The 24,282-nt window shown below is 70.8% G+C and carries 22 protein-coding genes and 1 pseudogene; 6 read left to right on the forward strand and 17 right to left on the reverse strand.

Annotated elements, in window-relative coordinates:
* Positions 1-8: 8 nt before the first annotated feature.
* Positions 9-797: an SDR family NAD(P)-dependent oxidoreductase gene (locus tag VMR06_RS11390; RefSeq protein WP_325376351.1), complete on the reverse strand. Its 789-nt coding sequence runs from the start codon at positions 795-797 to the stop codon at positions 9-11.
* Positions 794-1,111 carry a Grx4 family monothiol glutaredoxin gene (gene grxD, locus VMR06_RS11395; RefSeq protein WP_325376353.1) on the reverse strand — a complete coding sequence of 106 codons (318 nt, stop codon included), beginning with the start codon at positions 1,109-1,111 and terminating at the stop codon, positions 794-796. Before grxD ends, VMR06_RS11390 begins: the two co-directional genes overlap by 4 nt.
* A gap of 178 nt (positions 1,112-1,289) precedes the next feature.
* Here grxD and VMR06_RS11400 point away from each other — a divergent pair, with 178 nt between their 5' ends.
* Positions 1,290-1,868, forward strand: coding sequence for a superoxide dismutase (locus tag VMR06_RS11400; protein ID WP_325376357.1), 579 nt, complete (start codon positions 1,290-1,292; stop codon positions 1,866-1,868).
* A 282-nt stretch (positions 1,869-2,150) separates the two neighbouring features.
* On the opposite strand, the gene VMR06_RS11405 is transcribed toward VMR06_RS11400, so the two are convergent.
* The gene (locus VMR06_RS11405) at positions 2,151-6,476 is read right to left on the reverse strand and encodes a glycosyltransferase (RefSeq protein WP_325376359.1); all 4,326 of its coding nucleotides are present in this window, start codon (positions 6,474-6,476) and stop codon (positions 2,151-2,153) included.
* Between the two features lie 108 nt (positions 6,477-6,584).
* Between VMR06_RS11405 and mrcB the strand changes: the two genes are divergently transcribed.
* The 3 genes from mrcB to VMR06_RS11420 are packed head-to-tail and all read left to right on the forward strand — an operon-like array spanning position 6,585 to position 11,379.
* A complete protein-coding gene (gene mrcB, locus VMR06_RS11410) occupies positions 6,585-8,876 on the forward strand; it encodes a penicillin-binding protein 1B (protein ID WP_325376361.1) in 2,292 nt (763 codons plus the stop codon).
* Positions 8,876-9,409 carry a tetratricopeptide repeat protein gene (locus VMR06_RS11415; RefSeq protein WP_325376364.1) on the forward strand — a complete coding sequence of 178 codons (534 nt, stop codon included), beginning with the start codon at positions 8,876-8,878 and terminating at the stop codon, positions 9,407-9,409. The genes mrcB and VMR06_RS11415 overlap by 1 nt, the downstream gene beginning before the upstream one ends.
* On the forward strand, positions 9,379-11,379 hold the full coding sequence (locus VMR06_RS11420) for an ATP-dependent DNA helicase (RefSeq protein ID WP_325376366.1): 2,001 nt from the start codon (positions 9,379-9,381) through the stop codon (positions 11,377-11,379). Before VMR06_RS11415 ends, VMR06_RS11420 begins: the two co-directional genes overlap by 31 nt.
* Before the next feature lie 25 nt (positions 11,380-11,404).
* Here VMR06_RS11420 and VMR06_RS11425 read toward each other — a convergent pair whose 3' ends face one another.
* A complete protein-coding gene (locus tag VMR06_RS11425; RefSeq protein ID WP_325376369.1) occupies positions 11,405-11,983 on the reverse strand; it encodes a TIGR00730 family Rossman fold protein in 579 nt (192 codons plus the stop codon).
* Between the two features lie 97 nt (positions 11,984-12,080).
* Here VMR06_RS11425 and VMR06_RS11430 point away from each other — a divergent pair, with 97 nt between their 5' ends.
* Positions 12,081-12,776, forward strand: coding sequence for an ion channel (locus VMR06_RS11430; protein ID WP_325376371.1), 696 nt, complete (start codon positions 12,081-12,083; stop codon positions 12,774-12,776).
* Positions 12,777-12,783: 7 nt separating this feature from the next.
* On the opposite strand, the gene VMR06_RS11435 is transcribed toward VMR06_RS11430, so the two are convergent.
* From VMR06_RS11435 to VMR06_RS11470, 8 genes and pseudogenes are all read right to left on the reverse strand, one after another.
* Entirely contained in the window at positions 12,784-12,948 is a 165-nt protein-coding gene (locus VMR06_RS11435; protein WP_325376373.1) for a hypothetical protein, read from the reverse strand.
* 203 nt (positions 12,949-13,151) lie between these two features.
* Positions 13,152-13,742, reverse strand: a complete 591-nt coding sequence (locus tag VMR06_RS11440) for a nucleotidyltransferase family protein (protein ID WP_325376375.1) — start codon at positions 13,740-13,742, stop codon at positions 13,152-13,154.
* Entirely contained in the window at positions 13,732-14,745 is a 1,014-nt protein-coding gene (locus VMR06_RS11445) for an XdhC family protein (RefSeq protein ID WP_325376377.1), read from the reverse strand. The genes VMR06_RS11440 and VMR06_RS11445 overlap by 11 nt, the downstream gene beginning before the upstream one ends.
* 17 nt (positions 14,746-14,762) lie before the next feature.
* On the reverse strand, positions 14,763-17,129 hold the full coding sequence (locus tag VMR06_RS11450; protein ID WP_325376379.1) for a xanthine dehydrogenase family protein molybdopterin-binding subunit: 2,367 nt from the start codon (positions 17,127-17,129) through the stop codon (positions 14,763-14,765).
* Positions 17,126-17,590 carry a (2Fe-2S)-binding protein gene (locus VMR06_RS11455; protein WP_325376381.1) on the reverse strand — a complete coding sequence of 155 codons (465 nt, stop codon included), beginning with the start codon at positions 17,588-17,590 and terminating at the stop codon, positions 17,126-17,128. Before VMR06_RS11455 ends, VMR06_RS11450 begins: the two co-directional genes overlap by 4 nt.
* 263 nt (positions 17,591-17,853) lie before the next feature.
* Complete coding sequence (locus VMR06_RS11460) at positions 17,854-18,480, reverse strand: 3-oxoacid CoA-transferase subunit B (protein WP_325376578.1); 627 nt, start codon at positions 18,478-18,480, stop codon at positions 17,854-17,856.
* 93 nt (positions 18,481-18,573) lie between these two features.
* A pseudogene (locus tag VMR06_RS11465) lies at positions 18,574-19,278 on the reverse strand (CoA transferase subunit A); the annotation flags it as partial.
* Positions 19,206-19,361, reverse strand: coding sequence for a hypothetical protein (locus VMR06_RS11470; protein WP_325376585.1), 156 nt, complete (start codon positions 19,359-19,361; stop codon positions 19,206-19,208). The pseudogene VMR06_RS11465 and the gene VMR06_RS11470, both read right to left, overlap by 73 nt.
* Between VMR06_RS11470 and VMR06_RS11475 the strand changes: the two genes are divergently transcribed.
* Entirely contained in the window at positions 19,360-20,139 is a 780-nt protein-coding gene (locus VMR06_RS11475) for a hypothetical protein (protein ID WP_325376383.1), read from the forward strand. The two genes, VMR06_RS11470 and VMR06_RS11475, sit on opposite strands and share 2 nt — an antisense overlap.
* Positions 20,140-20,220: 81 nt before the next feature.
* On the opposite strand, the gene VMR06_RS11480 is transcribed toward VMR06_RS11475, so the two are convergent.
* The 5 genes from VMR06_RS11480 to VMR06_RS11500 all read right to left on the reverse strand — a co-directional run bounded on the left by VMR06_RS11480 (position 20,221) and on the right by VMR06_RS11500 (position 24,263).
* The gene (locus VMR06_RS11480) at positions 20,221-21,084 is read right to left on the reverse strand and encodes a hypothetical protein (RefSeq protein WP_325376385.1); all 864 of its coding nucleotides are present in this window, start codon (positions 21,082-21,084) and stop codon (positions 20,221-20,223) included.
* A 239-nt stretch (positions 21,085-21,323) separates the two neighbouring features.
* The gene (locus VMR06_RS11485) at positions 21,324-21,449 is read right to left on the reverse strand and encodes a hypothetical protein (protein ID WP_325376387.1); all 126 of its coding nucleotides are present in this window, start codon (positions 21,447-21,449) and stop codon (positions 21,324-21,326) included.
* On the reverse strand, positions 21,449-22,552 hold the full coding sequence (locus VMR06_RS11490; protein ID WP_325376390.1) for a CBASS cGAMP-activated phospholipase: 1,104 nt from the start codon (positions 22,550-22,552) through the stop codon (positions 21,449-21,451). Before VMR06_RS11490 ends, VMR06_RS11485 begins: the two co-directional genes overlap by 1 nt.
* Positions 22,549-22,995 (reverse strand): hypothetical protein, encoded by a 447-nt coding sequence (locus tag VMR06_RS11495; RefSeq protein ID WP_325376393.1) that lies wholly within the window; start codon positions 22,993-22,995, stop codon positions 22,549-22,551. The genes VMR06_RS11490 and VMR06_RS11495 overlap by 4 nt, the downstream gene beginning before the upstream one ends.
* 5 nt (positions 22,996-23,000) lie before the next feature.
* Positions 23,001-24,263, reverse strand: coding sequence for a nucleotidyltransferase (locus VMR06_RS11500; RefSeq protein ID WP_325376395.1), 1,263 nt, complete (start codon positions 24,261-24,263; stop codon positions 23,001-23,003).
* Between the last annotated feature and the right edge of the window lie 19 nt (positions 24,264-24,282).

Raw genomic sequence — 24,282 nt, forward strand, 5'->3', positions numbered from 1 at the left:
TGCGCCGCTCAGGTCGCGGCGGGGATGTTCTGTGCGCGCAGGTCGAGGATCGCGCCGCGCAGGCCGGCTGCCGCGTCGCCGAGCAGGAACGCCGCGGCCGCACCGGCCGCATCGGGCGCCGGCAGGCGCAACGTGTCCTCGCCGAACCAGGCGGTGCGCCGCAAGGCGCTGCGCATCGGACCGGGCAGCAGGCCATGGATGCGCACCGGACCGCTGTCGGTCTCCTCGTGGAGGATCGAGACCAGGCCGGCCAGCGCGTGCTTGGCGACGCCGTAGCCGCCCCAGAACGCCTTGCCGACGGTCGCCGGATCGTCGAACACGAACACGACGGCGGCGCGCTCGCGCAGCCGCAGCAGCGGCAGGCAGGCCTGGGTCAGCAGGAACGGCGCGGTCAGGTTGACCTGCTGCGTGCGCGTCCATTCCTCGGGCTTGATCTGGTCGACCGGCTGCAGGCCGGCGAACTGGGCCGCGGCGTGCACGATGCCGTCGAGCCGCCCGCATTCGCGTTCGATCGTGTCGGCGACCTGGCCGAAGTCGGCCGGAGTGGCGCCGGCCAGATCGAGCGGATAGATCGCCGGCGGCGCCGGACCGGCCGCGGCGACCTCGTCGTAGAGCGTCTCGAGCGCGCGCACCTTGCGGCCGAGCAGGACCACGCCGGCACCGGCCGCCGCACACGCGAGCGCGGCCGCGCGGCCGAGGCCGCCGGCGGCGCCGGTGACGAGGACGGTGCGCCCGTCGAGGGCACCGGCCGCAGGCGCCGGCTCCGCGAGGCGGGCCAGTGCAAGGCGTCCGATCACGCTTTCTGCACGTCCTTGACGATGCGTTCGAGCTCGCCGGACTCGTAGAGCTCCAGCGTGATGTCGCAGCCGCCGATCAGCTCGCCGTGCACGAACAGCTGCGGGAACGTCGGCCAGTTCGAATAGCGCGGCAGCGTCGCGCGCACCTCGGGATCTTCGAGCACGTTGACGGCGTGGAAGTCGGCGCCGACCGCCTTGAGCGCCTTGACGGTACGGCTGGAGAAACCGCACATCGGAAACTGCGGCGTGCCCTTCATGTAGAGCACGACCGGATGCGCGGCCAGGGTGTTCTTGATGCGTTCGGTGGTTTCCATCGCGGCTGCCGGAGAGGACGGGGGCGTTCAGGCCTAGATGGGCATTCTACCTGTTCCGCGCAACCCCGGCGGCCGGCGCGGCACGAGCGACATGCAGGGCACCGGCCGCCGGTATCCACGATCGATGGCAGGGCCTACACTTTCGTATCCTTCCCCACCCATCGGCAGGAGCTCAACCATGGCCATCGAACTTCCCCCGCTTCCCTGGGCACGCGACGCGCTGGCGCCGCACATCTCGGCGGAGACGATCGACTACCACTACGGCAAGCATCACCAGACCTACGTCACCAACCTCAACAACCAGATCAAGGGCACCGAGTTCGAGGATCTGCCGCTCGAGGAGATCATCCGCAAGTCCAGCGGCGGCATGTTCAACAACGCCGCACAGATCTGGAACCACACGTTCTACTGGAACTGCCTGTCGCCGGACGGCGGCGGCGAGCCGGGCGGCGTGCTGGCCGACAAGATCAACCAGGCGTTCGGCGATTTCGCCAAGTTCAAGGACGAGTTCACGAAGACCTCGGTCGGCACGTTCGGCTCGGGCTGGGGCTGGCTCGTGCAGCGTCCGGACGGCAGCCTCGCGCTCGCCAGCACGTCCAACGCCGGCACGCCGCTGACCGGCAGCGACCGCGCCCTGCTGACCTGCGACGTCTGGGAGCACGCCTACTACATCGACTACCGCAACGCGCGGCCGAAGTACGTCGAGGCGTTCTGGAACCTCGTCAACTGGGACTTCGTCGCCAGCCAGCTGGCCTGATCGGCCCGCGGCGCCGGACGCCTCCGCGTTCCGCGCGCCGCATCACGATCGACGGCGCTCGCCGTCGATCACCGCGCCGGCGCAGCTGCCGCCGGCGCTGCCTTCCGCTTTCGACTTCGCTGCCGGCCCCGGCTCGCCTGCGTATCGGCTCGCATCGAGATGCTGCATGGCCGTGCGCGACCGGCGCTTGGGCAGCGGTCGGGGGCATAGCGTTCGATTCAAGCGCCGATTCTGAGCACGCTTGAACGCTTGCCGCGACGGCTACGCAGCCGCCTCGGCGCCTCAGGACAGGATGCGCTGCACCGCGCGCCGCGCCGCCTCGAACGAGAAATGCTCGCGCACGTTGCGCAACCCGTTCGCGGACAGCCGGTTCCACAGCGCCTCGTCGCGATACGCCCGCACGACCGCGTCGGCGAACGCGGCCGCATCGTCGGCGACCAGCACGTCCTCGCCGGCCACGACGTGCATGCCCTCGACCGCGATCGGTGTCGCGACCACCGGCAGTCCGTAGCTCATCGCCATGTTGACCTTGCCCTTGACGCCGGCGCCGTAGCGCAGCGGTGCGACCGAGACGCGGCAGCCGTCCATCATCGGCGCCAGATCCGGCAGGTAGCCGTGCACCTCGACACCGTCGCCGGCCAGCGCCTGCACGGCCGGCGTCAGCTTGCTGCCGACGATGTGGAAGCGCACCTCCGGCAGCACCGCGCGGATCCGCGCGAAGACCTCGCCGACGAACCAGGTCACCGCATCGGCGTTCGGCGGATGTTCGAAGCCGCCGACGAAGACCAGTCCGCTGCGCTCGGCCCAGGGCCGGCGGCAGCCGTAGACCTCATGCACGTTGGAGAGGACGTCCACGCGTGCGCCCGGCGCGTCGACCGCGAGCAGCTCGCGCTCCGCCGGACTGACCACGACGGTGACGTCGCACTCGCGCATCAGGCGCAGCTCCTGCGTGCGCGTCGCCGCGGCCTGGCGTGCCAGATCCTCGCGTCCGGCCAGCTCGGCGGCGCGCCGCTCGCGCAGGTAGTGCAGATCCACCGTGTCGAAGATCAGCCGCGCGCGCGGCGCGTGCAGGCGCGCCAGGCCGACGTAGTGGCTGGCGACGTAGTGGCGCGACAGCACGATCGCGTCGAACTCGGCGCCGCGCGCGCGGAACCATGCGACCGGATCGGACACGTAGGGGTGGTACAGCACCTCGACGCCGAGCGCCTGCAGCGCCTCGGTATAGCGCTCGACCCAGGCGCGGTTGTCGGGCAGGAACGTGACCTGGCAGCCGAGGTCGCGCAGCACGCGCATCAGATTGACCATGCGCAGCGAGCCCGAATCCTGGTCCGGCGCCGGCGTGGTCGCATCGACGATCAGCACGCGCCGCTGCGCGCGGTGCGTCGCCGCCAGGCCGATCGGCGCGCCGGGTGCCGGTTGACGCGCGAGCGCGTCGCGCCACTTCTCGCGGAACTTGCCGTGGTTGACGACCTGGTAGCGTTTGATGCCGCTGGAGGTGTCGGTGCCCGAGGTGATGCCCTCGAAGTGGACGACGGTCGAGGCCGGCTCGTAGAACACGCGCAGGCCGGCCGCACGCACCGCGAACGCGAGATCGGTGTCCTCGTAGTAGGCCGGCGCGTAGCGCGTGTCGAAGCGGCCGAGCCGCTCGAACAGGGCACGCGGCAACATGATCGCCGCACCCGAGCAGTAGTCGGCCTCGCGCCGGAACCGATAGCGCGGATCGTCCGGATCGTCGAAGCGGCCGTAGTTCCAGCCCGAGGCGTCGTCGAAGACGATGCCGCCGGCCTCCTGCAGGCGCCCGTCCGGATAGACCAGCCGTGCGCCGACCAGGCCGGCCTCGGGCTCCTGCTCGAAACAGCGCAGCAGCGCCTCGAGCCAGCCGGCGGTGACGACGGTGTCGTTGTTGAGGAACAGCACGTACTCGCCGCGCGCGGCCGCCGCGCCGGCATTGCACGAGCCGATGAAGCCGAGATTGGCGGCATTGCGGATCACGCGCACGCCGTCGACCTGCGCGAGCTTGACCGGCGTGTCGTCGCTGGAGCCGTCGTCGACGACGATCGTCTCGAACGCGACCGCGCCGGCGTGCTCGGCCAGCGAACGCAGGCAGGCGACCGTATAGGCGATCTTGTTGTAGACCGGGATCACGATCGACACCACCGGCTCGGCGGCGGCCGGTACCACGAACGGCGCGAAGCGGCCGTCCGGTTCGGCGTAGGTCTTCAGCCGCTTCGGCGGCGGCGCCGCGCGCAGCTCGCGACCGATTCGCGCCAGCGTGCCGGCCAGGCCACGTCGCGCCAGACTGCCGCGCACGCGACCGAGCAGGCCGGCCATGCGCAGGCGGTGATACCGCGCCGCGGCGCGCAGGCCGCGCAGCCGCACCATCGCCGCACGCAGCGGCGCGGTGATGCGCCAGGACGTGCTGGCCAGCATCTGCTCGTAGACCGGCTTGATGCGATCGAGCTCCTCGTTCAACGCCAGCGCCCAGCGCGAGCGCTCGTCGAACTCGCCGCGCAGCACGCCGAGCTCGTGATCGAGCCGGTGACCCCATTCGCCGCGGCGCGCGCTCTCGCGCTCGGCCGCGGCCAGATCGCGGTCCAGCGTCGCCGCGCGCCGGCCGATCGCGGCCAGATCGCGAGCCGCGGCGGCGGCCTGCATCGTCGCCGCGCCGATCGACGCGGCGCGATAGCGCAGCGGCGGTCGCGGCGAGGACGGCAGCAGGTCCGCATAGGCCCGGCTCATCGCGGCCAGATCAGGCTCGCGGAACGTGGCCAGCGTGCTGCGCACCGCCTCGAGCCGGCCGCGATCGGCGAGGATCGCGTCGATGCCGGCGATCACCGCCGCCGGGTCCGGATCGACCAGCAGGCCGTCGACGCCGTCGCGGATCCGCTCGGCCAGCGCGCCGACGCGCGTGGCGACGACCGGCACGCCGAGGCTGCGCAGCTCCGACAGCGTGTAGCCGAAGGTCTCGGCGACGGTCGGCAGCAGCAGGGCCGCATCGGCGGCGACGCGCGCGACCAGGTCCGGCAGCTCGTCGCGCCGGTAGTCGAGCACGATATGCACGCCGCGCTCGCCGAACAGGCGATGCGCGTCGCTGCCGGCGCCGACCAGAACCAGCTCGGCACGCTCGCGCAGGGCCGGCAGCACCGCCTGCAGCAGCTCGCCGCCCTTGCCGCGGCGGATCCGGCCCGGAATCAGCAGGCGCAGCCGCGGCCGTGCCGGCACCGCGGCCGGCAGCGCGGGCCGGCGCCAGTCGGCGATGCCGTGCGCAATCACCGTCGCCGGCAGCTCGCGCAGCTCCGGCGCCAAGCGCAGATCGTCCTCGAGCGCGGACCGGCTCGGCGCGGCCAGATGCACGCGCGCCGCCAGCACGGCGGCCACGAACGCGTCGCGCAGCCGCGCCCAGTGGTCCGGATCGCGCTCGGTGAACTCGTAGTCGGCGCCGGCGGCAGCCAGGTCGGCGCTGCGCTGCGCGGCGTCGAAGGCCAGGCGCGGATCGCCGAAATCGCGATGCAGCACCGGCCACAGCGGATAGTGATCGTGCACGATGCGCACGGTCGGCAGGCCGGTGCGCAGCGCGTCGAGGCTGTGACCGATCAGCGAGGAGACGACGACCGCGTCGACGCCGTAGTCGGCGAGGACGGACTCGAGCACGGCGCGATAGCCGGCATCGGCGATCGCGGTGTCGGCGATCGGCCGCGGCAGCGCGATGCGCCGCAGCGGCGGACCGCGCAGCGCGCCGTCGTGCAGCTCGAGCCATTCGCCGGGGCGCTTGCGCGCCGGACTGCCGCGTGCGATCAGCACCAGATGATGGGCGTCGCCGTAGCTCGACGCGAAGTCGCGCACCCAACGCTCGGCGCCGCCGCCCCAGCCGTGCAGCACGTGCAGCAGCACCGGGCGCGTATCGAATCCGGCCAGGCCCGGCGCCGCATCGGCATCGAGCGCGGCGCGCACCTGTTCGCGCAGCGCCGCCAGCGGCGAAGGCGGTTCCGGATCGCGCGGATCGGTCTCGGCAGGCGCACCGGCGAGGCCACCGCCGGTCGCGACGTAGAGATGGTCGAGCACGACGCCGCGCAGGCCGGCGTCGAGCGCCGATTCGAGCCAGCGCCGCTGCGACAGATCGAGGCTCGCCAGTGCGGACGGGCTCCAGGCCGACAGCGGCGCATGCGCGATCGGCCCGTCGAACCAGCCACGCGCGCCGTAGGCGTAGCACAGCGCATCGAGGCGCTCGACCGGCGCGTCGCTGACCGAGCCCGGCGGCAGCGGCGAGCGCGCCGGGTCGACGTCGTCGAGCGGCACCGCAACCAGCACGCCGGGCTCGTCGAGCGCGCGCAGCAGGCGTTCGATCGCCTGCGGTGGCAGGCGGGCATCGGTCCGCATCAGCACCAGGGTCTCGCCCGGGAACGCCGCGGCCAGCGCCGGCAGCAGGACCTGCGGATCGTCGCCGGCCGGCAGGCCCGACAAATGGACGACCTCTCGATCGACGGCGGGCAGCGGCCAGGCGCCGGCCAGCACCGGTACCGTCGCGGTCCGGCCGAAGGCGGCCAGCGTCGCGGCGGTCGGCGCGTCCGAACCGAACAGGCAGAGGCGGTAACTGCGGATCGACGTCATGGTGACCAGCCGCGGGGCGACCGGCGATTATCCGGGATGGCGCCGCGCCCTGTCACTTTGGCTACACTGGACCGCTCCCGTCGCCTCGACGCTGCTTAGCTCTCCGGCTTGTTCTCCCTGATCGCCTGGATCTGGCGCTGGCTGCGCGCTCCGTTCCTGCTCGCCGTCGGCGTCGCCATCGGCTTCCTCGCGCCGTACCTGTACGTGCTCGACCGGCAGGTGCGCAGCCGCTTCGACGACCTGTCCTGGCAGATTCCGAGCCGCGTCTACGCGCGGCCGCTGACGCTCGGCACCGGCGTGCCGCTGGACGCGCAGACGCTGACGATGGAGCTGGAGGCGGCGCGCTACCGCGACGAGGCCGGCGCGCGCCGGCCCGGCACCTACGAGCGCGGCGGCAACCGCTTCGTGATCGCGCGGCGCGCGTTCGTCTGGCTCGACGGCCGCGAGCGCGAGCGCCGCATCGCGGTCACGCTGGCCGACGGCCGCGTCGCGCGCGTCGCCGACGCCGACAGCGGCGAGGCGCTCGGCCCGGTCCGCCTGGAGCCGGCGCGCATCGCGACGCTGTACGGCAGCCAGCAGGAGGAGCGCCGCATCCTGAGCCTCGGCGAAGCGCCGCCGCTGCTGGTCGCCGGACTGCAGGCGGTCGAGGACCGCGACTTCAAGGACCATCACGGCATCGACAGCGTCGCGATCGCGCGCGCGGCCTGGGCCAACCTGCGCGCCGGCCGCGTCGTCCAGGGCGGCTCGACGCTGACCCAGCAGCTGGTCCGCAACCTGTTCCTCGACCGCAGCCAGAACCTGCTGCGCAAGCTCAACGAGGTGCTGATCGCGCTGCTGATCGAAGCGCGCTACGACAAGCGCGCGATCCTCGAGGCCTACGTCAACGAGGTCTTCCTCGGCCAGCAGGGCGGCCAGGCCGTGCACGGTTTCGCGGCCGCCAGCGAGTTCTGGTTCGGGCGCGACGTGCGCAGCCTCGGACCGGCCGACATCGCGCTGCTGGTCGGCCTCGTGCAGGGGCCGAGCTACCACGATCCGCGCCGCTATCCGCAGCGCGCGATGGCAAGGCGCAACCGCGTGCTCGCGCAGTTCTACGAAACCGGCCTGATCGACGAGAAGACGCTGACCGCCGCGCAGTCGCAGCCGCTCAACGTCTCGGCCGCCGGCGCGCTGCCGCGCAACCGCTATCCGGCCTTCCTCGACCTGGTCCGCGCGCAGCTGCAGCGCGACTACCCGGACGCGGAGCTCGACAGCGCGGGCCTGGCGATCCACACCACGCTGGCACCGTCGACGCAGCGGCTGGCCGAGGCCGCGCTCGGCAAGGCGATGGCCGCGCTCGGCACGCGTGCCGATCCGGTCGAGGCCGCCATCGTCGTCACCGGCGCGCGCGACGGCGACGTGCAGGCGCTGATCGGCGGCCGCGATCCGGACGCCCCGGGCTTCAATCGCGCGCTGACCGCAAGCCGGCCGATCGGCTCGCTGATCAAGCCGTTCGTGTTCCTGGTCGCGCTGGCGCAGCCGCAGCGCTACTCGCTGGCCTCGCTGATCGAGGACGCGCCGGTCGACCTGCCGCAGCGCGACGGCAGCCGCTGGCGTCCGAAGAACGACGACGGCCTGCTGCACGGCGAGGTGCCGCTGGCCGACGTGCTCGCCAACAGCTGGAACCTGGCGACGGTGCAGCTGGGCCTGCGCGTCGGCGTCGACCGCGTGCGCGGCCTGGTCGAGTCGTTCGGCCTGGGCCGGCCGATCAACCCGAATCCGTCGCTGCTGCTCGGCGCGGTCGAGCTCAGCCCGCTCGACGTGGCCCAGCTCTACCAGTACTTCGCGGCCGACGGCCATGCCGTGCCGCTGCGCGCGCTGCGCGGCGTGCTCGACGCGCAGGGCCGGCCGCTGGCGCGCTACGAGACCCGCAGCGGCACCGGCGATTACGTCGCGCCGTCGCGCCTGGTCACCCATGCGCTGCAGCAGGCGGCGCGCGAGGGCACCGGCCGCACGATCGTGCAGGCCGGCCTCGGCCACCTCGCCGCCGCCGGCAAGACCGGCACCAGCGACACCCAGCGCGATTCGTGGTTCGCCGGCTACACCGGCAGCCATCTCGCGGTGGCCTGGGTCGGCCGCGACGACAACAAGCCGACCGGCCTGTACGGCTCCACCGGCGCGCTGCGAATCTGGATCGAGCTGTTCCGGCAGCTGCCGAGCACGCCGCTGGCGCCGCCACGCGACGGCCTGGAATGGCTCTGGATCGATCCGCCGAGCGGCCACCGCACCGACGCGGCCTGCGAGGGCGCGCGGCAGGTGCCGTTCATCGCCGGCTACGGCCCGACCGAACAACGCGGCTGCGCGCTCGATCGTCTGCGACAATGGCTCGGCGGTGACCGCGCCGACTCCGAAGAAACCGACTGATGAAGACTCACGCATCCATCCGCCGATTCCGCCTCACGCTGCCTGCCGCCGCCGCGGTACTGCTCGCCGCCTGCGCGCAGCCGCCGCCGAAGGCACCGCCGCCGCCCGCGCCGCCGGCCCGCGATGCGGTCGCCGCGGTGCGCGCCGCCGGCAAGGGCGACGATTCGGTCGTGCAGGTCCAGCCGCTGCGCGATCCGGCCGTCGACGGCTATCTGCAACAGGCCGAGAAGGCCGAAGCCGAGGGCCGGCTCGACGCCGCCGCCGAGGCGGCCGAGCGCGCGCTCAAGCTCGCGCCCGAGGCGCCGGAGATCCTGCAGCTGCTGGCCGAGATCGAGCTCGGCCGCGGCCGCCTGCGCGAGGCCGAGGAGCGCGCGATGCACAGCTACCGGCTCGGCCCGCGCCTGGGCGGGCTGTGCGCGCGCAACTGGCAGACCCTGGTCGAGACACGCGAGCTGCTCGGCGACCCGCCTCGCAAGGCCGAGGCCGAACGGCAGGTCAAGGAATGTCGCAAGGCGCCGCCGGTCCGCATGTGACGGCCGCCGCGCGCGCCGAGGCCGGTGACGCGGCGACGTTCGGCGGCGCCGCGCTGGCGGCCGCCGACCTGCTCGGCGCGGACGGTCCGTTCGCGTCGGAGGTGCCGGGCTTCGCGCCGCGCGCGCAGCAGCAGGCGATGGCCGCGGCGGTCGAGGACGCGATCGCCGACCGCCGCATGCTGATCGCCGAGGCCGGCACCGGCACCGGCAAGACCTTCGCGTACCTGGTGCCGGCGCTCGAATCGGGCCGCCGCGTGATCGTCTCGACCGGCACCAAGGCGCTGCAGGACCAGCTGTTCCATCGCGATCTGCCGCGCGTGCGCAGCGTGCTCGGCGCGCGGCTGTCGGCGGCGCTGCTGAAGGGCCGCGCCAACTATCTGTGCCTGTACCGGCTCGACCAGGCGCACAAGGACGGCCGCTTCGCGTCGCGCCAGCAGGTCGGCCAGCTGCAGACGATCCGCGCCTGGTCGACGCGCACGATCAGCGGCGACCGCGCCGAACTGGCCGAGATCGCCGAGGACTCGCCGCTGTGGCCGCGCGTGACCTCGACCACCGAGAACTGCCTCGGCACCGAATGTCCGATGTTCAACGACTGCTTCGTCGTCAAGGCGCGCCGCGCCGCGCAGGAAGCCGACCTGGTCGTCGTCAACCACCACCTGCTGTTTGCGGATCTGGCGCTGCGCCAGGAAGGCTTCGGCGAGATTCTGCCGGGCGCGCAGGCCTTCGTGCTCGACGAGGCGCACCAGATTCCGGAACTGGCCGGCCAGTTCTTCTCGACCAGCCTGTCGGCGCGCCAGGTCGGCGAACTCGCACAGGACGCATTGGCCGAATGCGGCAACGTCAGCGGTGCATTGGCGCTGCTGCAGCCGCTGACCGAGCCGCTGGCGCCTCTGCTGCAGCGGCTGCGCCTGGCGATCGATAGCTTGCCCTCGCGCGGCGCGCTGTCGCTGGTGATGGCCGCGCCGGAGGTGCCGGATCTGCTCGACCAGCTCGACCAGGCGCTGCATCGGCTGGCCGACGGCCTCGAAGGCCAGGCCGAACGCAGCCGCGGCTTCGCGGCGCTGCACGAGCGCGCCGGCGAGCAGATCGCGCGGCTGCGCCAGGTGCGCGAGGCCGGCGCACGCGACTTCGTGCACTGGTACGAGACCACGCCGCACGGCTTCTCGCTGCACGCCACGCCGCTGGACCTGTCCGCGCCGCTGCGCGAGCTGCGCGCGCAGAGCCGCGCGGCCTGGATCTACACCTCGGCGACGCTGTCGGTCGGCGGCCGCTTCGATCATTTCGCGCGTCAGCTCGGCCTCGACGATCCGGACACGCTGTCGCTGGAGAGCCCGTTCGACTACGCGCATCAGGCGCTGGCCTATCTGCCGCCGGGCCTGCCCGATCCGTCCTCGCCGCTGTACACCGATCACGTCGTCGACGCGGCGCTGCCGGTGCTCGAGGCCTCGCGCGGCCGGGCCTTCCTGCTGTTCACCTCGCACCGCGCGCTGCGCCGCGCGGCCGAGCGGCTGACCGAAATCGGCACCTGGCCGCTGTTCGTGCAGGGCACCGCGCCGCGGCACCAGCTGCTCGACGCGTTCCGCGCGTCCGGCAACGGCGTGCTGCTCGGCGCGGCCAGTTTCTGGGAAGGCGTCGACGTCGCCGGCGAGGCGCTGTCGTGCGTGATCATCGACAAGCTGCCGTTCGCGGCGCCGGACGATCCGGTACTGACCGCGCGGCTGGAAGCGCTGCGCGAGGCCGGCGGCAATCCGTTCACGCAATGGCAGATCCCGGCCGCGGTGATCGCGCTCAAGCAGGGCGCCGGCCGGCTGATCCGCGACGTCGGCGACCGCGGCGTGCTGATGCTGTGCGATCCGCGTCTGGTGTCGCGGCCTTACGGCAAGCTGTTCCTGCGCAGCCTGCCGCCGCTGCCGCAGACCCGCGAGCTGGCTGACGTGCAGCGCTTCTTCGCCGGGCCCGGCGCGGCCTGAGCGAAGCGGCGCGAGCGCACCGCGCTCAGCGCACCACCGCGTAGTTGCGCGCATCCTCGCGCCAGCGCGGAATGCGCCGGATCGCCGGCAGCACCTCCTCGACGCGGTCGACGAGGTGCCACATGTCCAGGTGCTCCGGATTCATGAAGCGCTGCGCGACCACCTGCTCCATGAACGCCTGCAGCGGCGCGTAGAAGCCCTGCACGTCGACCAGCACGATCGGATTGAAATAGAGTCCGAGGCGCTTGAGCGTGATCGCCTCGAACAGCTCCTCCAGCGTGCCGCAGCCGCCCGGCAGCGCGACGACCGCGTCCGATCCGGTCAGCAGGCGGTGCTTGCGCTCGCGCATGTCCTCGACGACCTCGAGCGAGGCCAGGCCCGGATGCTGCCATTCGACCTCGGTCATGAAGCGCGGAATGATGCCGACGACCTGGCCGCCGGCCGCCAGCGCACCGTCGGCCAGCGATCCCATCAGACCGACCGCGCCGCCGCCGTAGACCGTCGTGCAGCCGGCCTCGGCCAGTTGCCGGCCGAGCGCGAACGCCGCCTCGTGGTAAACGCGGTCGCAGTGCTCGCTCGATGCGCAGTAGACGCAGACACGCATGATCGCTCCCGTGACAGAATGCGCGCGGATTCTACGCCCGCGCCGGCGCGCCATCATGGACGCAGCCGACGCGCGCCCACGCCGTGGACCGCAGCCGATGGCCCCGAACCTGCTCAAGACGCTGGCGACGCTCAAGCGCCATCCCTCGGCGCTGCTGCTGTCGGTGCAGCTGCTCGGCGTCGTGCTGTATCCGGCGATGGAACACACCGCGCCGGGTCGCGCCGCGTTCGGCGCGTTCGGCATGCTGGTGCTCGCGCTGGCGCTGTGGGTCGTCAATCGCGGCCCCGCCGTCAACTGGATCGCCTGGCTGCTGGCCGCGCCGGCCGTGCTGCTGTCGCTGCTGGCCGGCGGCGGGATCGGCCCGCCGGGTCTGGCGGTCGCCGCGCAGCTGCTCGAAGGCGCGCTGTACTTCTACGCGGCCGGCGGCCTGACCGCCTACATGCTGCGCGATCACCGCGTCACCGGCGACGAGCTGTTCGCGGCCGGCGCGACGTTCACGCTGCTGGCCTGGGCGTTCGCGTTCGCATACCTGGTCTGCCAGCAGTGGTTTCCGGGCAGCTTCGTCGCCGCCGTCGATCCGCAGGCGCCGCGGACCTGGATGGAGCTTCTGTTCCTGAGCTTCAGCACGCTGTCGGGCGTGGGCTTGAGCGACATCATGCCGATCCGGCCGCCGGCGCGCGCCCTGGTCATGCTCGAGCAGTTCGCCGGCGTGATGTACATCGCCCTGGTCGTCTCGCGCCTGATCGGGCTGGCGACCTCGCGCGCGATCGCGCGCCGCGACGCGGAGGACTGAACCGGTCTCAGCCGGCGCGGCGCGGGACCGCTGCAACACCGGGGGCGGGAGCCTGCTCGATCGCGCGCGGCGTCGATGCCGCCGCGCCGTCGCGGCTTCTGCGTCGATGCGGCCGGCGTGCCGGCAGGTGGCGCGGCGTGGCGCGCATCCAGGTGGCGAGGAACAGGTTCATGGCGGGTCTCGTCGGCAAGGGGATGCCGACCAGAACGAAATCGCGGGCAATCTCCTGCGCTCGCCGCGCGCTGGCGTTCAGCATCGATTGGGCTGGGCCGCTTGGGCCGGCGGAGCCGGCGGCGATGCGCCGGAGCGCCGCAGCACCTGTCGCGAGGCCTGCGGCACAGCGGCAGCGCTTCGCGGACCGTGTCGCAGCGGGCGTCAGCGGTCGATCCAGCCGGCCGCGATCGCGGTCGCGAGTGCGTCGGGCGTGTCGAGATCGAACGCGAGCTCGGGCGCCTCCACGCGTCGCGGCGACGCACCGGAGCGCGACCACAGCGATCGGAAGCCGGCATCGCCGCTCAGCTCGGCGGCACGCCGCAGCGTGACCGCGCCGACCCGCGCCGGCAGACCGAAGGCAGGGCCGTAGCCGCTGGCGACGTCGCCTTCGCCGCCGACCGCGAGCAGCGCATCGAGATGCGCGCGGCGCAGGTGGATCTGGTCGACGCCGACGATCAGCGTGGGCCCGGCGTGATCGGCGAGCGCGGCCGCGGCCCGCTGCAGCGAGCCGGCGATGCCGGTCTGCGGCGCCGCATTGACGCAGCGCTCGACCGGCAGGCCGTCGAGCTCGCGCTCGAGCGCCGGCATGTCCGCCGACAGCACCGCGACGACGCGCAGCGGCGCGGTCGCCAGCACCGCATCGAGCGCATGCCGCAGCAGGCTCACCCCGTCTCGGCGCAGCAGCTGTTTCGGGCGTCCGAGCCGCCGGCTGAGACCGGCCGCGAGCACCACCGCAGCATGCTCACTCGCCACGATGACGCCAGGCGTGCAGCTGCGCGACGATCGCCAATGCGATCGACTCCGGCCCGCGTCCGCCCAAATCGAGGCCGACCGGGGCGTGCAGACGCGGCCGCAGCGCGTCGGCGGCCGCCGCACCGAGCAGGCGCAGCAGATCGTCACGCCGCGCCGGCGGGCCGAGCAGGCCGATCCACGGCACCGGATCGGCCGACAGCTGCTCGAGCGCATCGCGGTCCAGCTCGAAATCGTGGTTCATGACCAGGGCCGCGTCGTAGCGCGACCGCGCCAGCGCGGCGCCGACCGCCGTTTGCAGATGCCGGTCGGCCGCGGCGGCCGCCGCGGCCCAGCGCGGCCGCCGTTCGACGACGTCGACGTACCAGCCGAGCTGGCGCAGCCACGGCACCAGCCGGTCCGATTCGGGACCGGCGCCGGCGACCAGCACGCGCGGCGCAGCCGCGATCAGCAGCGCATAGGTCGAGCCGCTCGCGACCGGCGCGGAATCGGTCCACGCCAGCGGCCAGCGCAACGCCTCGCCACCGGCCGAGACGGCGAGTGCGCCGCCGACCTCCAGCTCGATCGCGAGCGCGCATCCTTGATCGATCCAGGCCTGCAGCGCCCGCGCGATGCCGGGCAGCACGGCCAGCGGAATCACCGCGATCCGCACCACGCCGCGGCAGCCGATGCCGCTGCCGACGATGAGATCGGCGTCGTCGCGCGTGTCGTACTCGATCAGGCCGGCATGGCCGGCCGCGACCAGCGCCTGTGCACTGGCCTCGAGCGAGGACTCCAGGCAGCCGCCGCTGATCCAGCCGACGCGGCCGGCGCCGCCGATGCACAGCGCGGCGCCGGATTTGGCATAGGTCGAGCCGAGCGTGTCGACGACCAGGCCGAGCGCGGCCGGTACGCCGGCGTGCGCCGCGGCGAGCAGCGCCTCGACGACCGCGCGCGGTCCGCCGCTGGCCGCAGCGGCCGTGGCCGGCGCGGCCGGACCGGCGTCGCCGCCGCAGACGAGCGCCATCGTGGCCTCGTCCGCGCTCAGCCGTCGGCCTTGCCGGCGTCGCGCCAGCCGGCCAGCTGCCGGCCGATCGGAAGGCTGCGGATCCGCTGGCCGGTCGCCGCGAAGATCGCATTGGTCAGCGCCGGCGCCACCGGCGGCAGGCCCGGCTCGCCGACGCCGCCGAGCGGCCGGGCGTAGTCGTCGGCACCGACCGCGTGCACGTGGATCGCGCGCGGCGCGGCATCGATGCGCGGCAGCAGATAGTCGTGGAAGTTGCTCTGCACGGCGCGCCCTTCGGCGAAACGGATCTCGCCGGTCGCCGCCAAGCCCAGGCCCTGGATCACCGCGCCTTCCATTTGCGAGCGCACGCGTTCCGGATTGACCTGCGGTCCGCAGTCGACCGCGATATCGACGCGCGGAATCGACAGCGTGCCGTCGTCGCCGACCTCGACCTCGACGACGACGGCCACGTAGCTGACGAAGCTGCGGTGCGCGGCGATGCCGAGCCCCTTGCCGCGCGGCAGCGTGCGGCCCCAGCCGGCGCCCTGCGCGGCGACCTCGGCGACGCGGCGCAGCCGGCCGGCGTCGAGCGGATAACGTGCCGGGTCCTCGCCGTAGTTCGGCGTCTTCATCGAGACCGGATCGATCGTGCGCGCCGGCCCGATGAAGTCGAGCAGGAAGTCCTTCGGGTCGCGGCCGGCCGCATGCGCGAGCTCGGCCACGGCCGACTGCGTCGCGAACGCGTGCGGGATGTTGTAGACCGAGCGGAACCAGCCGATGCGCGTATGCGCGGGCGCCTCGGGATTCTCGACGCGGTAGTGCGGCACCGCAGTCGCCAGGTCGGTCAGGCCCTGGCCGAGCTCGAAGTCGCGCTGATGCTTCGGGTCGGGCCCGAACAGCGAGGCGATCGACGGCGCCGCGCTGCGGTGCAGCCAGGCCAGCGGCTTGCCGGCCGCGTCGACCGCCGCCTCGATGCGCTCCAGCGAGACGGTGTGGAAATAGTCGTTGACGATGTCGTCCTCGCGCGTCCAGGTCAGCTTGACCGGCTTGCCGTCCAGCGCACGCGACAGCACGGCCGCCTCGGCGACGAAGTCCGGCTTGGACTTGCGGCCGAAGCCGCCGCCGAGCAGGGTCTGGTGGATCGTCACGCGCTCTTCGGGCAGCTTCAGCAGGCCGGCCAGCAAGGCGCGCGTGGCCTGCGGCGCCTGCACGCAGGCCCAGGCCTCGGCGCCGTCGGCATCGGCGCGCACCACCGCCGCCGGCGGCTCCATCGGCGCATGCGCCAGATGCGGCACGTAGTACTCCACGGCGATCTTGCGCTCGGCCTTGGCCAGTTCGGCATAGGTCGCGCCGCGCTCGTAGACGAGCTGGCCCTCGGCGCGCGAGGCGGTTTCGAGCGCGGCGCGATAGCGCTGCGAGTCGTAGCCCGCGTTCGGGCCGTGGTCCCATTCGATCTGCAGCGCCTTGCGGCCCTCGATCGCGGCCCAGGTGTTCTCGGCGACGACCGCGACGCCGCCGAGCGGGAAGAACGCCGACGGAATCGGCGCGCCGTCGAGCGGCAGCACCTTGAGCACGCCGGGCACCTTCAGCGCGGCCGCGGCATCGTGGCGCTTGACCCGGCCGCCGTAGACCGGCGGCCGCGCGACGACCGCGTAGACCATGCCCGGCACGCGCGTGTCGATGCCGTACTGCGCCTTGCCGCTGACGATGTCGCGGTTGTCGATGCCGCCGATGCGTCCCTTGCCGATGTAGCGGAACTGCGCCGGCTGCTTGAGCTTCAAGGCCTCGCCGCTCGGCACCGGCAGCGCGGCCGCGGCGGCCGCGAACTCGCCGTAGCCGGCACGCCGGCCGCTGCCGGCATGCGTCAGCACGTGCTGCTCGGCGACGATCTCGGCGGCCGGCACCTTCCAGCTTGCGGCCGCGGCCGCGATCAGCATCTGCCGCGCGGCTGCGCCGGCACGCCGCAGCGGCTCGAAGTTATGGCGGATCGAGCGCGAGCCGTCGGTGTTCTGGTTGCCGTACTTCGTCTCGTCGCCGGGCGCCTGGCGGACCTGCACGCGCGCCCAGTCCGCCTCCAGCTCGTCGGCGATGATCATCGGCACGCTGGTGCGCACGCCCTGCCCCATCTCGGCGCGGTGGTTGAGGATCGTGACGGTGCCGTCGGCGGCGATCGCGACGAACAGCCGCGGATCGTCCTTGAGGCCGCCGGGCATGCCATCGCCGCCGTAGCGGCGCGGCGGATCGGCAGCGAGCGCCGGCGCCACCGCCAGCACCAGCGCGCCGGCGCCGAGGCCGAGCAGGAATGCACGCCGGCTGACGTTGACGATCGGCTGCGCGTCGGCGTCGTGTGCCTCGGCCGGCGCCGCAGCGGCGCCGCGCGGGCCGTCCAGACCGTCGGGCATCATGCGCCACCTCCGCTCTTCTCGACCGCCAGATGGATCGCCGCGCGGATTCGCGTATAGGTGCCGCAGCGGCACAGGTTGCCGACCATCGCCGCGTCAATGTCCGCGTCGGTCGGTTTGGGTTTGTCCTTCAGCAGCGAGGCCGCCTGCATGATCTGACCGCACTGGCAGTAGCCGCACTGCGCGACGTTCAACTCGGTCCAGGCCTGCTGGACCGGATGGCTCGCATCGGGCGACAGACCTTCGATCGTCGTCACCTGGCGGCCCTCGGCCGCCGCGACCGGCGTCACGCAGGCGCGCATTGCGACGCCGTCGAGATGAATCGTGCAAACGCCGCACAGGGCCATGCCGCAGCCGTACTTGGCGCCGGTCAGGCCGAGCACGTCGCGCAGGTACCACAGCAGCGGCATCTCGGGATTGCCGTCGAAGCGCTGCTCGCGGCCGTTAACGGTCAGGGTGACCATCGTCGATCTCCGGTTCGTGGGTCGACCCGGATCCGGAAGGATCCGCGCCTGCCTTCGTCAGGGGAGGCCCGCATCAGCCCGAGGACGGCCGCTGCCGAGCCGTCGGCGACGCTCGGCCGATCGCGCACGCAGGCGCAGCGGACGCCGTCGGCGACCGCCCGAGCATAGCCAGCCGGCCGGTCGTTTTGAATACCCAGGAGTACTCGAATGAGTGCGTCCGGCGTGCCGCACCGGAGCCGGCGCGGCACGCGGACGGCGATCGATCAGGCCAGGCCCGGCGCCACCGCGAACGCGCACTCGGTCTTGGCACGCACGTCCTCGACGCTGACGCCGTCCTGCAGCTCGATCAGGGTCAGGCCCTTGCCGCGCTCGACCTCGAACACGGCCAGGTCGGTGATGATCAGGTCCACCACCTGCTGGCCGGTGATCGGCAGCGTGCAGGCATTGCGGATCTTCGGCGTGCCGTCCTTCGCGGTGTGCTCCATCAGCACGACGACGCGCTTGACGCCGCTGACCAGATCCATCGCGCCGCCGGGCCCCTTGACCATCTTGCCGGGCACCATCCAGTTGGCCAGATCGCCGGTGCCGGATACCTCGAGTCCGCCGAGGATCGACAGGTCGATGTGGCCGCCGCGGATCATCGCGAACGAGTCGGCGCTCGAGAAGAAGCTGGCGCCCGGCAGCGCCGTGATCGTCTGCTTGCCGGCATTGATCAGATCGGCGTCGACATCGGCGTCGGCCGGGAACGGGCCGATGCCGAGCAGGCCGTTCTCCGACTGCAGCGTGACGTCCATGCCGGCCGGAATGAAGTTGGCGACCAGGGTTGGAATGCCGATGCCGAGATTGACGTAGTAGCCGTCGCGCAGCTCGCGCGCGGCACGCTGTGCCATCGCGACGCGTATCGGGCTTTCCTTGCCGGTGTTGGCGCCGGCGACGGTGCGGAACTCGATGCGCTTCTCGTAGCGCTCGCCCTGGATGATGCGGTCGACGTAGATGCCCGGCACGTGGATCTGGTCCGGATCGAGTGATCCGACCTCGACCAGCTCCTCGACCTCGGCGACGCAGACCTTGCCGCAGGTCGCGATCATCGGGTTGAAGTTGCGCGCGGTCTTGCGGAACACCAGGTTGCCGAGCGCATCGCCCTTCCATGCCTTGATCAGCGAGACATCGGCGCGGATGCCTTCCTCGAGCACGTACTCCTTGCCGTCGAACACCTTGGTCTCGCGGCCCTCGGCCAGCTTGGTGCCGAACGCGGTGCGCGTGTAGAAGCCCGGGATGCCGGCGCCGCCGGCGCGCAGCCGCTCGGCCAGCGTGCCCTGCGGCACCAGCTCGAGCTCGAGCTCGCCGGCCAGCACCTGGCGCTCGAACTCCTTGTTCTCGCCGACGTAGGACGCGACGACCTTCTTGACCTGGCGCGTCTTGAGCAGCGGCCCCATGCCGAAATCGTCGACGCCGGCATTGTTGCCGACGATCGTCAGCTCGCGCGTACCGGCCGCCAGCAGCGCGCCGATCAGGTTCTCCGGGATGCCGCACAGGCCGAAGCCGCCGGCGGCGATGGTCATGCGGTCGAACAGCAGGCCGTTCAGCGCTTCCGCCGCGTTTGCATGGACTTTATTCACGCGTTGTCTTCGTCGGGCTGGAAAAAGGACCGCCAGTTTCTCGCGAAACCGCGCCGGCCGCCATTGCACGAACGGCCGATGGCCGCGATGCGCAACCCCGCCGCGACGGCCGCCGCGTTGCAGAGCCCCACCCGACACAGGAGCTCCACCATGCGCATCGTCCTCGCCACCGCTCTCGCCGCCCTGTTCGCCGCTCCGCTCCAGGCCGGCACGCTGATCGACCTCGCCGTCGTCGACCGCGAAACCGGCCAGGTTCTCACCCAGCACCATCGCGACGGCCGCGCGCACGTCGCCGGCGCGCCCGATCACCGCTACGCGATCCGCCTGACCAATCGCAGCGGCGGCCGCGTCCTGGCGGTGCTGTCGGTCGACGGCGTCAACGCGGTGACCGGCGAGACCGCCGATCCGGGCCAGAACGGCTACGTGCTCGGCCCGTGGGAAACCACCGAGATCCTCGGCTGGCGCAAGAGCCTGGACGAAGTCGCGCAGTTCACGTTCACGGCATTGCCCGACAGCTACGCGGCGCTGACCGGCCGGCCCGACGACGTCGGCGTGATCGGCGTCGCCGCGTTCCGCGAGCGCCTGCCGATCCGGCGGCGCGAGCCGGCGCCGAAGATCGCCGCGGAAGCGATGCCGGCACCACCGGCAACCGCCCACGAAGAGAAGGCGCAATCGGCCGACGCGGCGCAGGCGCAGGCCCGCGCGGCGCGCCCGGCCGAACGGCTCGGCACCGGCCATGGCGAGCGCGAGAGCTCGAGCGTGACGCAGACGCGCTTCGTACGCGCCAGCGATCGCCCGGCCGAACAGGTCGCGGTCTGGTACGACAGCTATCGCAACCTGGTCGCGCGCGGCATCATCGCGCGGCCGCTCGCCGAGCGCGCTCCGCAGCCGTTCCCGGGCGCGTTCGTGGCCGATCCGCCGCGGCGCTGACACGCCGCTGCCGAAGCAGCGCCGATCCGATCGGTCGGCGCTAAGCGCGAGATCGTCATGGGTCGTGAGTAATGCTGCCGCTCAGCGGAGCGATTCGTCGTGCCGGAATGCCTGCCATGGGATCTCCGAAGCCTTCACGTCGGTGCGGTCGACCGCGTGTTCTACATCGGCGAAGGCTTGGATGCTCTCCGGTGGTATGTCGCGGTGGGTGGAAATGCACTCATACCTGCCCAGCATCGAGTAGGCGCTCACGTCCAGGAAGCGCCAAGTCAAGAGGCTTGTCAGGACATCGTGCGCGATGCCGCTGGCGAGGTCGTCTGACATGCTCTCCCATGGCACATCGCAGGCTAGAAGAAAGGCCCGTCCGGGTCGACGCGTGTAGTGCTCTCCCACTCCTGCCTGTTCGGCCACGCTGCCCAGGAACTCCCCGCCTTGGCGAGCGAAGGCGGGCAGCCTTCCTGGGCGATCGCCATCGAGAGTCCCGAGTGTGTGGCTCAGGGACGCGAAGGAGTACACCCTGCCACCTCGGTGGACGGGGTCGTTGAGCGCGATGGACCGTTCGAGCTGGACGGGCGCCACTGCGGCGTCCAGCGCGTCGCGAGCTGCCAAACGAAGTTCATCCGCACTCCATGCCCGCAATCCCTGTGCCCGAACCCCATTCAAATCGGGCAATCGCGTGGCGTGAAAGACCCGGACGCCCTGATATGTGGCGTGCAGGTAAGGCGCGAAGAGCGCCCGGCTCGAATCGTTCGTTCCAGTCTGCGCCGCCTGCTCTGCGTCGAGCCAAGTCAGCCAGTCGGGTTGCACCGCTTCGTGGAACCGCTCCAGCACCGTCGGATGAAACCGCTGGTCCAGCCACGGGGCCAGCGATTCGCACCAGCGTCGCCAGTCGTCGATTTCCAGGAACAGGGCAGAACCCTCGGCAGAGCGAGATGCCAGCCCCACGCGCGGGCTGAAAGCGGGCTCAGGCCTCGATTCTGGCGCGTGGAGAGAGGCGTAGCAACGGGTGCCGCTACGGGAGCCAGCGTTGCCGGACGTCGAGGGGGTTGACGGCGCCCTGCAGCCTCTGGCGCGCAGCGGGTTAGACCTCGACGGCCGGTGAACGGCTGACGCGTGTGGGATCGTGGGGTGTGGCGTGCGGATCGTCATCTTCTGCAGATGAAGGTGGCCGCCGGTGCGATGCTTCACTCGGCGGCATCGAGACGGCGATCGAGGAGCAGGCGTCCCAGTTCGGGTAGCTCCATTTTCTTGACCTCGCCATCAATCGACAGGACATGCTCCTTGACCACCGGGATAGCGAGCTCCTTCACTAGAATCCGAACACGCAGGGTGTAGCAGCCGGGCCCGCTCGGAGCAAGGCCCGTCTGACTGGCTCGGCCATTTCTGCTTGGCCGAGATCTCGATCGAGAAAGGCGCGCCGGATGAAGTCGCCGTTCGCATCAACGGCTGCTACGGCCTCCCCAGGTAACTTGCTTCTGGCGGCCGCCCAATCATCCAACTTGATCGGTGGATTGAACGTCGTTGGAGCAATACGCAGCAAGCGCTCTGCCCCTATCAGCAGCCTTGCTTGGCCAAGCGCGCTCTCTGATTGAAATGCAATCGCCGCATCGATCGCAGTTCGCCAGGACAATAGGCCACCTCGTTCGATCATTCGATCGCTCACGGTGTAGGGCTCGTCGCCGCATCCGAGGCTCAGGATTCTGACTTTGTGCCGATCGACTTCGAAGCACGCGAGCGCGTCGACCAACCCGACCATGAGGGGATTGTTGGCCCAGAGTCCCCCATCCACAAAGCGGTAGCCTCCGGATTCCAGCGGCTTGAAGTAGGTTGGGGCGGCCGATGTGGCAGAGGCGACGGTGGTCATCCGCTCGTGTTGATCCTTCACATAGTCCGGGTGGTGGGGCGTCTTGAAGATATAGACGTTGCCGTGACGACCATCGATGGACGGAATGCACAGGCGACACTTTGCGTGTCCGAACAAGCGCTGACCGAACGTCTCATCGAGGAGTCGTGCTAGAGCACTTTTGTCGTAGCGGTTGTAGAAGAGGTTTCGTGCACCGTCCCACCGCTGTCGAAGCCTCCCGAACCAATTTGAAGGATAGGGAGGGAATAGCTCAGCGCCGCGTTCTACGTAGAGGTTGGCGATGTCACGAGCCGGCAGTCCAATGGATAGACCGAGTGCGACGATGCCACCCGTGGATGTGCCCGTGATCAGGTCAAAATGATCGGCAACAGAGCCGCCGGTCAAATAGCGTTCCTCCAGCTCCGCCAGGACTGACGCAGGGAAGATTCCCTTGATGCCACCGCCGTCGATCGAGAGGATTCGAAATTCTCGGTCCGCCGGCCAAGGCTGCTGCGCGCGGCGCTTCGAGAGGGCACCGGCAGACCGCGGCTCCGGCATGAGACTGTTCAAACGCTTGCCCTTACATGATCCCTTCCGCCACCAGTCCACTCACCAGTCGCCAGCCATCCTTCGTAGCTCGTCAACCAGTCAATAGTCCACGGAAGCGTTGTGTCCGCGATGGCCATGTCGCGAGTCCATTCGCGTTGCGCGGGATCGAAGAGGCAGAGACCTGAGCGTGTCAGATCCGATGTGTTGGGGTAGATGTGTGGCACCAGCTGATCAGGCGCTAACTCGCATGCAATCACCAACCTGGGTTCGATCAGCCAAACCTGAGGGAAGGGGGCATCGATGCGCATATCGCCCAGCCAGTCTTTCAGCGTTAACGCGACTTGGACCCGATAAGTCTTCGCAATGGGTCGTAGATTTCCTTCCCAGACTACCAGCCAACCTCCGTCGAAGGTGACCTGGAAGCCTGGGTAGAGCTGGCGCATGCGCCGAATCTGATCGCGCATCGCCATCATTCGGTGGTCGATCCAAAGTAGGTGTGCTTCGGTGTTGCGTGGCTTGTCGTTGCGAGGGTGGAGGTAACAGCGGCAACTGCCGGCGCGCTCGGCATCTCGAAGCGTCCGCTGCCGGCGATGTGGCGGGACCGCCCTTCAACGATCGCCCGGCCAGCTTCCCTGTTATACGACTTGATCGCCTCCAGCGTGGGTCGCTCGCCGAAGAGCTCGGAGAGAAGGTGCTGCATCGTGGCCAGGTCGCAGTCTCCGCGCAGAAGCTCAAGCTTGCGAACCAAGGTCGTGAGGTCGGTGAGGAACAAATCCTGGGCCTCAAGACATTCTGGCCAACGATCAGTGAACACATCGCTCTCGCACGCAGGGTTCCGCACGACGATCTTCTCTCGACATCGTTGCGCCTGCTCGAAAACGAGCTTGAGCTGTTGTGCCTGGTGGAGCAGCTCTTCGGAGAGCGTTTGAGTCCTATTGGCGTTATCCGCGACGAACTTGGCCAGCACGACCGACGGCGGAAACCGTCCCTCGCGTTGGTCGTATTGCACGTTTCGCCAGCGCTTCAGCAACTGCAAGGCGATAACGGCCATCGACTTCTCGTGCACGGGGCAAAGATCAGGAACTGGCTCAACCTCCGCTTCCGCCAGAACGATCGTGTTGGCATAGGCAGCCACGCGAGCATCGAAGGCTTCCACGAAGCGCCGCTCTGCAGGCGTGAGCGCAATGAACCACTGCGCAAAGCCCCAGGGGTTGGCAACAATTCTTCGATCATCGACACCAGCGTGCCGATGCCTTGCATGGAAGATGAATCCGCAGCGCTCGGCCAACAGCGGTATCCGCACCATAGGTGTGACATCCAGATGCATGCCGTCGGCGTACCGGACCTGGACGCAACGAGTGCATCGCTCGGTCATGTCGTAATACCGCGACCCAGGCTCACCGCGAATTGCGGCCTCGAGGATGTTGAGCATCTGGTGGGGCGGAGTGTCGTCAGGAAGGTCGAGTTGCGCGATCAAGTCGATGTCGAACTCGTCGTACTCCAGCTTCGACGCGATAGTCGCTCCAATCGCCATCGAGCCCTGCGGGTAGAAAATCTCGACACGATCTTGCAACGGACTACCCGGGCGCTCGATCCACTTGTTGACGGTCGCGTAGCGACTGACCGCGAGGGCATGGTGAGTGGAGCTCAACTGCACACGGATCGCAACATCCGCCAGCAGGAAGTCGATGGGCTCCGACAGAGGCAGCCTGAGGTTAGGGAAGGAGTTCATCTGTGGGCCTCTATCGATG

Origin of the sequence: Dokdonella sp., from assembly GCF_035511235.1 — a bacterium.
GTDB lineage: Bacteria > Pseudomonadota > Gammaproteobacteria > Xanthomonadales > Rhodanobacteraceae > Dokdonella.

What these genes read in the sequence shown, in the direction of transcription:
- grxD (WP_325376353.1), bottom strand. Translation starts at nt 1,111, where the DNA reads ATGGAAACCACCGAACGCATCAAGAACACCCTGGCCGCGCATCCGGTC.
- VMR06_RS11400 (WP_325376357.1), top strand. Translation starts at nt 1,290, where the DNA reads ATGGCCATCGAACTTCCCCCGCTTCCCTGGGCACGCGACGCGCTGGCG.
- VMR06_RS11405 (WP_325376359.1), bottom strand. Translation starts at nt 6,476, where the DNA reads ATGACGTCGATCCGCAGTTACCGCCTCTGCCTGTTCGGTTCGGACGCG.
- VMR06_RS11415 (WP_325376364.1), top strand. Translation starts at nt 8,876, where the DNA reads ATGAAGACTCACGCATCCATCCGCCGATTCCGCCTCACGCTGCCTGCC.
- VMR06_RS11420 (WP_325376366.1), top strand. Translation starts at nt 9,379, where the DNA reads ATGTCGCAAGGCGCCGCCGGTCCGCATGTGACGGCCGCCGCGCGCGCC.
- VMR06_RS11425 (WP_325376369.1), bottom strand. Translation starts at nt 11,983, where the DNA reads ATGCGTGTCTGCGTCTACTGCGCATCGAGCGAGCACTGCGACCGCGTT.
- VMR06_RS11430 (WP_325376371.1), top strand. Translation starts at nt 12,081, where the DNA reads ATGGCCCCGAACCTGCTCAAGACGCTGGCGACGCTCAAGCGCCATCCC.
- VMR06_RS11435 (WP_325376373.1), bottom strand. Translation starts at nt 12,948, where the DNA reads ATGAACCTGTTCCTCGCCACCTGGATGCGCGCCACGCCGCGCCACCTG.
- VMR06_RS11445 (WP_325376377.1), bottom strand. Translation starts at nt 14,745, where the DNA reads ATGGCGCTCGTCTGCGGCGGCGACGCCGGTCCGGCCGCGCCGGCCACG.
- VMR06_RS11450 (WP_325376379.1), bottom strand. Translation starts at nt 17,129, where the DNA reads ATGATGCCCGACGGTCTGGACGGCCCGCGCGGCGCCGCTGCGGCGCCG.
- VMR06_RS11455 (WP_325376381.1), bottom strand. Translation starts at nt 17,590, where the DNA reads ATGGTCACCCTGACCGTTAACGGCCGCGAGCAGCGCTTCGACGGCAAT.
- VMR06_RS11460 (WP_325376578.1), bottom strand. Translation starts at nt 18,480, where the DNA reads ATGGCACAGCGTGCCGCGCGCGAGCTGCGCGACGGCTACTACGTCAAT.
- VMR06_RS11475 (WP_325376383.1), top strand. Translation starts at nt 19,360, where the DNA reads ATGCGCATCGTCCTCGCCACCGCTCTCGCCGCCCTGTTCGCCGCTCCG.
- VMR06_RS11470 (WP_325376585.1), bottom strand. Translation starts at nt 19,361, where the DNA reads ATGGTGGAGCTCCTGTGTCGGGTGGGGCTCTGCAACGCGGCGGCCGTC.
- VMR06_RS11495 (WP_325376393.1), bottom strand. Translation starts at nt 22,995, where the DNA reads ATGCGCGATCAGATTCGGCGCATGCGCCAGCTCTACCCAGGCTTCCAG.
- VMR06_RS11500 (WP_325376395.1), bottom strand. Translation starts at nt 24,263, where the DNA reads ATGAACTCCTTCCCTAACCTCAGGCTGCCTCTGTCGGAGCCCATCGAC.